A 5,042-nucleotide genomic window follows, 5' to 3' on the forward strand; every position below is an offset into this window, starting at 1 on the left:
CTGCACCGCTTCGCCAATCCCGGCCGCTTCCTGCGGCTGACCGAGCGGCTGCTGCCCTGGCTCTGGGCGCTCGCGGCGCTGGTGCTCGGCGCCGGCGCCGCCTGGGCCTTGTTCTTCTCCCCGCCCGACTGGCAGCAGGGGGAGACGGTGCGCATCATGTATGTCCATGTCCCGATGGCCTGGCTGGCCATGGGCGGCTATCTCGGCCTGGCCATCGCCTCGGCCATGTCGCTGATCTGGCGCCACCCGCTGGCCGACCTGGCGGCGCGGGAGCTGTCGCCGGTGGGCGCCATGGTCACCGCGCTGTGCCTGGCCACCGGCAGCCTGTGGGGCCGGCCGATGTGGGGCACCTGGTGGCAATGGGACGCCCGCATGACCTCGGTGCTGGTGCTGTTCTTCCTCTGGATCGGCCATGCCGCCCTGGTCCGCGCCTTCGACGAGGAGGAGCGCGGCGCCCGCGCCGGCGCCATCCTGGCGCTGATCGGCGTGGTGAACCTGCCGGTCATCAAGTGGAGCGTCGACTGGTTCAACACGCTGCACCAATCGGCCTCGGTCACCCGCGCCGCGGCGCCGGGGATGCATGTGGACATCCTCTACCCGCTGCTGGTCTGCGCGCTGGGCTTCAGCCTGGCCTTCGCCGCCCTGGTGCTGGCGCGCACCCGCGCCGCGGTGATGGAGAAGCGGCTGCGGCAGATGCAGCTCTCCCGCGCCCGGCAGCACGAGGCGGCCGGGCTGGAGGGCGCGGCATGAGCCGGCTTCTTGCGCCGGATCAAGGCGCCGGAAAAGGAATTGCGGCATGACGCAGCACTGGTGGCATGTCGTCCTCTCCTGGGGCCTGGCGGCGCTCGGCTTCGGCGGCATGGCGCTGCTGGCGGCGCGGCGGCACGCGGCGGCGAAGCGGCGCATGGCGCTGCTCGGCCCGCGCCAGCGGCGGCGGGAGTGAGGACGGCCCGCACCGGGCTGGCGCTGGCGGTCATCGCCCTGGCGCTGGCCCTGGTGCCGGGGCTGATGCTGCTGGCCGGGTGGGGGCTGATCCCCGCTCTGGCCTGTGCCCTGGCGGTCTGGGCCATGGGCAACGCGATCTTCGACCTGGCGGGGCTGGCCTCCGTCCTGGTCGCGAAAGGGACCGCCCGCTGGCGGCAGAGGAGGCAAGGGTGAGTCTGTCGCGCAAGCGGCGTCGGATGTGGATCGTGCTGCTGGCCGGGCTCGGCCTCGGCACCGCCACCGCGCTGACGCTCACCGCCTTCCAGGACAATCTCGTCTTCTTCCTGTCGCCGAGCGACGTCGCGGCGAAGAATCCAGGCCCCGACCGCGCCTTCCGCCTGGGCGGGCTGGTCGAGGCCGGCAGCCTGCAGCGCAGCCAGGCGGCCGATGGCAAGCCGGAGGCGCTGTTCCGCGTCACCGACGGGCCGACCACCATCCCCGTCACCTATCGCGGCGTGCTGCCGGACCTGCTGCGCGAGGGGCAGGGGGTGGTGGCGCTGGGCAAGCTGGGGCCGGACGGGCTGTTCCGCGCCAGCGAGGTTCTCGCCCGGCATGACGAGACCTACATGCCGCCCGAGGTGGCGGACGCGCTGAAGCGCAGCGGCCATTGGGACCCGGCGCGCGGCGCGCCGCCGCCGGCGGCGACCTGGAACACCCTCTCCCCCAACGCGGAGAACACCGGCGGATGATCGCGGAATTCGGCCATTTCGCCCTGGCGCTCGCCTTCGCGCTCGCTTTGGCCCAGGCGGTGCTGCCGCTCTGGGGCGCGGCGCGGCGCGATGCGCGGCTGATGGGCGCGGCGGCCCCGCTCGCGCATGGCCAGACGCTGGCCTGCGCCGCCGCCTTCGCCGCCCTGCTCTGGGCCTTCGCGGTGAACGACACCAGCGTCATCACCGTGGTGCAGAGCAGCCACTCGGCCAAGCCGCTGCTGTACAAATACGCCGGCGCCTGGGGCAATCACGAGGGCTCGCTGCTGCTCTGGGTGCTGATCCTGGCGCTGTGCGGCTCGGCGGTGGCCGGCTTCGGCCGCGACCTGCCCGGCATGCTGCGGGCCCGGGTGCTGGGCGTGCTGGGGCTGGTGGCGCTGGGCTTCCTGGCCTTCACCCTGCTCACCTCCAACCCCTTCGGCCGGGTCTGGCCGGCGCCGCCGGACGGGCAGGGGCTGAACCCGGTGCTGCAGGATCCCGGCCTCGCCTTCCATCCGCCGCTGCTCTACCTGGGCTATGTCGGCTATGCCGTGACCTTCGCCTTCGCCGTAGCCGCGCTGATCGAGGGGCGGGTGGACGCCGCCTGGGGCCGCTGGGTGCGCCCCTGGGCGCTGGCGGCCTGGGCCTTCCTGACGCTCGGCATCGCGCTCGGCTCCTGGTGGGCCTATTACGAGCTGGGCTGGGGCGGCTACTGGTTCTGGGACCCGGTGGAGAACGCCTCCCTGCTGCCCTGGCTGGCCGGCACGGCGCTGCTGCATTCCGCCATCGTGGTGGAGAAGCGCGAGGCGCTGAAGATCTGGACCCTGCTGCTGGCGCTGCTGGCCTTCGGCTTCTCGCTGCTGGGCACCTTCCTGGTGCGCTCGGGCGTGCTGAACTCGGTGCATGCCTTCGCCAGCGATCCCTCGCGCGGCGTGTTCATCCTGGGCCTGCTGGGCTTCTATGTCGCCGGCAGCCTGGCGCTGTTCGCCTGGCGGGCGCCGGCGATGGCGCCCACCGGCCTGTTCGCGCCGCTGTCGCGCGAGGGCTCGCTGGTGCTGAACAACCTGCTGCTCTGCGCCATGGCGGCGGTGGTGCTGGCCGGCACGCTGTGGCCGATGTTCGCCGACCTGCTGCTGGGCCAGAAGATCTCGGTGGGCCCGCCCTTCTTCAACACCGCCCTGCTGCCGCTGGCGGTGCCGCTGGTGCTGGCGATGGCGGCCGGGCCGCTGCTGCCCTGGAAGCGGGCGAAGCTGTTCCCGGCGCTGCAACGGCTGTGGTGGGCGGCGCTGGCCGCCGCCGGCGCGGTGGCGCTGGTGCTGGCTTTTTCCGGCGTGCGCATCGGCCCGGCGCTGGGCTTCGCCGCCGCGCTCTGGCTGATCTGCGGCGCGCTGGCCGACATTTTCGACCGCATCGCCCTGTTCCGCCGCCCGGCCGCCGCCTGGAGCCGCGCGCGCGGCCTGCCGCGCGCCGCCTGGGGGGCCGCGCTGGCGCATGCCGGCGTCGGCATCTCGATCCTGGGCATGGCGGGCATGGGGCTGGCGACCGACCAGCTGGCCGCGGTGCGCCCCGGCCAGGCGATCAGCCATGCCGGCTATGAATGGCGCCTGGACCGGGTGGAGGATGTGATCGGCCCCAACTGGTCGGCCCGCCGCGCCACGGTGACGGTGCTGCGCGATGGCGCGGTGGTGACGGTGCTGCGGCCGGAGCGGCGCTTCTTCCCGGTGGGCAGCATGACCACCACCGAGGCCGCCATCCATGCCCGTGCCCGTGGCGACCTCTATGCCGTGCTGGGCGAGGAGGAGGCTGGCCAGGTGGTGCTGCGCGTGCATCACAACATCCTGGCGCCGTGGATCTGGCTGGGGGCGCTGGTGATGGCGCTGGGCGGCGCGGTGTCGCTGACCGACCGCCGCATCCGCGTGGCGGCGCCCGTGCCCGCTGCCGCGCATGGGCGTCGCGCCACCTAGCCCGGCCTGCCCCGGCCCAGCGTGGCGGCCCGCCTCGCCGGGAGACGGCGGCAGCCTGACAGAAAAAAGAAGGGGGCCTGGGGGAATTCATTCCCCCAGCGGCTTCCTGGAAGAAGGAGTTCCGAGATGCCCCTGACCAGCCGCCGCATGATCATGCTGGCGCCGCTCGGGCTGGCGGTGGCCGGGGGTGCGGGCTTCTACGGAATGCTGCGCGGCCTGGGCGATGGCAGCTATGACCCGCGCGGCGTGCCCTCCGTCCTGGTGGGCAAGCAGGCCCCCGCCTTCACCCTGCCGCCGCTGGAGGCCAGCGGCGTGCCCTCCTTCGGCGATGCCGAGCTGCGCGAGCTGCCCGCCCCGGTGCTGGTGAATTTCTGGGCCAGCTGGTGCGTGCCCTGCATTGTCGAGCATCCGCAGCTGATGCGGCTGTCGCGCGACGGGGTGCCGGTGTTCGGCATCAACTACAAGGACAAGCCGGCGGATGCGGCGCAGTTCCTGACCCGGCATGGCAATCCGTTCCGGCGGCTGGGGCGGGACGAGCCGGGGCGGGTGGCGATCGACTGGGGGGTGTATGGCGTGCCGGAGACCTATCTGCTCGACCGGCAGGGCATCGTGCGCTGGCGCTGGCCGGGGCCGGTGACGCCGGAGGTGCTGGAGCAGGACATCCGCCCCCTGCTGCGGCGCCACGCCTGATGCCCCGTCTTTTTTTCAGTGCAGCAGCGTTGCTGCTGGGACTGTTGCTGGGTGGCGCCGCCCTGGCGGTGGGCCTGCCGTCGGAGATGCTGCGCGACCCGGTGAAGGAGCAGCAGGCGCGCGAGATCGGGCGCGAGCTGCGCTGCCTGGTCTGCCAGAACCAGTCGATCGAGGACAGCGAGGCGGACCTGGCGCGCGACCTGCGCCGCATCGTGCGCGAGCGCATCGCGCTGGGCGAGGACCGCGCCGCCGTCATCGAGTATGTTCATGCCCGCTATGGCGATTTCGTGCTGCTGCGGCCGCCGCTGAACGCCGCGACGCTGCTGCTGTGGGGCATGCCGGTGCTGGCGCTGGGGGGCGGGCTGCTGGCCGTGCTGCTGCTGCGCCGCCGGGGTGGCGCGGCGCCGCCCCCTGCCCCGCTCTCGCCCGAGGAAGAGGCGCGGCTGGCCGCGCTGGAGGACCGCTCGCCCCGATGATCTGGCTGCTTTTCCTGGGGCTGGCGGTGCTCGCCCTGGCGCCGCTGGGCTGGTCGCTGCTGCGCCCCGCCCGGCTGAGGGACCGCCAGGAGGCGGATCTGGCCCTGTATCACGCGCAGCTCGCCGAGCTGGAGCGCGAGCGCGAGGCCGGGCGGCTGGAGGCCGAGGCCTATCGCGCCGCCAGGCTGGAGGTGCAGCGCCGCGTGCTGGCGGCGCCGGGGGTGGCGCTGGAGGGCGCGGAG

At 73.5% G+C, this 5,042-nt stretch carries 8 protein-coding genes; all 8 read left to right on the plus strand.

What is annotated here, in order from left to right; all coding sequences use genetic code 11:
• A complete protein-coding gene (locus HMPREF0731_RS13910; protein ID WP_040613355.1) occupies window positions 1–750 on the plus strand; it encodes a heme ABC transporter permease in 750 nt (249 codons plus the stop codon).
• A gap of 46 nt (window positions 751–796) precedes the next feature.
• Window positions 797–943: a hypothetical protein gene (locus HMPREF0731_RS24390; RefSeq protein ID WP_007004788.1), complete on the plus strand. Its 147-nt coding sequence runs from the start codon at window positions 797–799 to the stop codon at window positions 941–943.
• Window positions 940–1,158: a hypothetical protein gene (locus HMPREF0731_RS13915; protein WP_007004789.1), complete on the plus strand. Its 219-nt coding sequence runs from the start codon at window positions 940–942 to the stop codon at window positions 1,156–1,158. Before HMPREF0731_RS24390 ends, HMPREF0731_RS13915 begins: the two co-directional genes overlap by 4 nt.
• A 2-nt stretch (window positions 1,159–1,160) precedes the next feature.
• A complete protein-coding gene (gene ccmE / locus HMPREF0731_RS13920; RefSeq protein ID WP_040613443.1) occupies window positions 1,161–1,673 on the plus strand; it encodes a cytochrome c maturation protein CcmE in 513 nt (170 codons plus the stop codon).
• Window positions 1,670–3,634, plus strand: a complete 1,965-nt coding sequence (locus tag HMPREF0731_RS13925) for a heme lyase CcmF/NrfE family subunit (RefSeq protein WP_007004791.1) — start codon at window positions 1,670–1,672, stop codon at window positions 3,632–3,634. Before ccmE ends, HMPREF0731_RS13925 begins: the two co-directional genes overlap by 4 nt.
• 126 nt (window positions 3,635–3,760) lie before the next feature.
• The gene (locus HMPREF0731_RS13930; RefSeq protein WP_007004792.1) at window positions 3,761–4,324 is read left to right on the plus strand and encodes a DsbE family thiol:disulfide interchange protein; all 564 of its coding nucleotides are present in this window, start codon (window positions 3,761–3,763) and stop codon (window positions 4,322–4,324) included.
• A complete protein-coding gene (locus HMPREF0731_RS13935; protein WP_007004793.1) occupies window positions 4,324–4,800 on the plus strand; it encodes a cytochrome c-type biogenesis protein in 477 nt (158 codons plus the stop codon). The genes HMPREF0731_RS13930 and HMPREF0731_RS13935 overlap by 1 nt, the downstream gene beginning before the upstream one ends.
• The coding region (gene ccmI / locus HMPREF0731_RS13940; protein WP_007004794.1) for a c-type cytochrome biogenesis protein CcmI at window positions 4,797–5,042 on the plus strand (246 nt) is incomplete at its 3' end. The genes HMPREF0731_RS13935 and ccmI, both read left to right, overlap by 4 nt.

The sequence above is a fragment of the Pseudoroseomonas cervicalis ATCC 49957 genome, assembly GCF_000164635.1.
In the GTDB taxonomy this organism is placed as follows: Bacteria; Pseudomonadota; Alphaproteobacteria; order Acetobacterales; family Acetobacteraceae; genus Pseudoroseomonas; species Pseudoroseomonas cervicalis.

Coding starts and splice junctions, on each gene's coding strand:
- HMPREF0731_RS24390 (WP_007004788.1), top strand. CDS start 797: ATGACGCAGCACTGGTGGCATGTCGTCCTCTCCTGGGGCCTGGCGGCG.
- HMPREF0731_RS13925 (WP_007004791.1), top strand. CDS start 1,670: ATGATCGCGGAATTCGGCCATTTCGCCCTGGCGCTCGCCTTCGCGCTC.
- HMPREF0731_RS13930 (WP_007004792.1), top strand. CDS start 3,761: ATGCCCCTGACCAGCCGCCGCATGATCATGCTGGCGCCGCTCGGGCTG.
- HMPREF0731_RS13935 (WP_007004793.1), top strand. CDS start 4,324: ATGCCCCGTCTTTTTTTCAGTGCAGCAGCGTTGCTGCTGGGACTGTTG.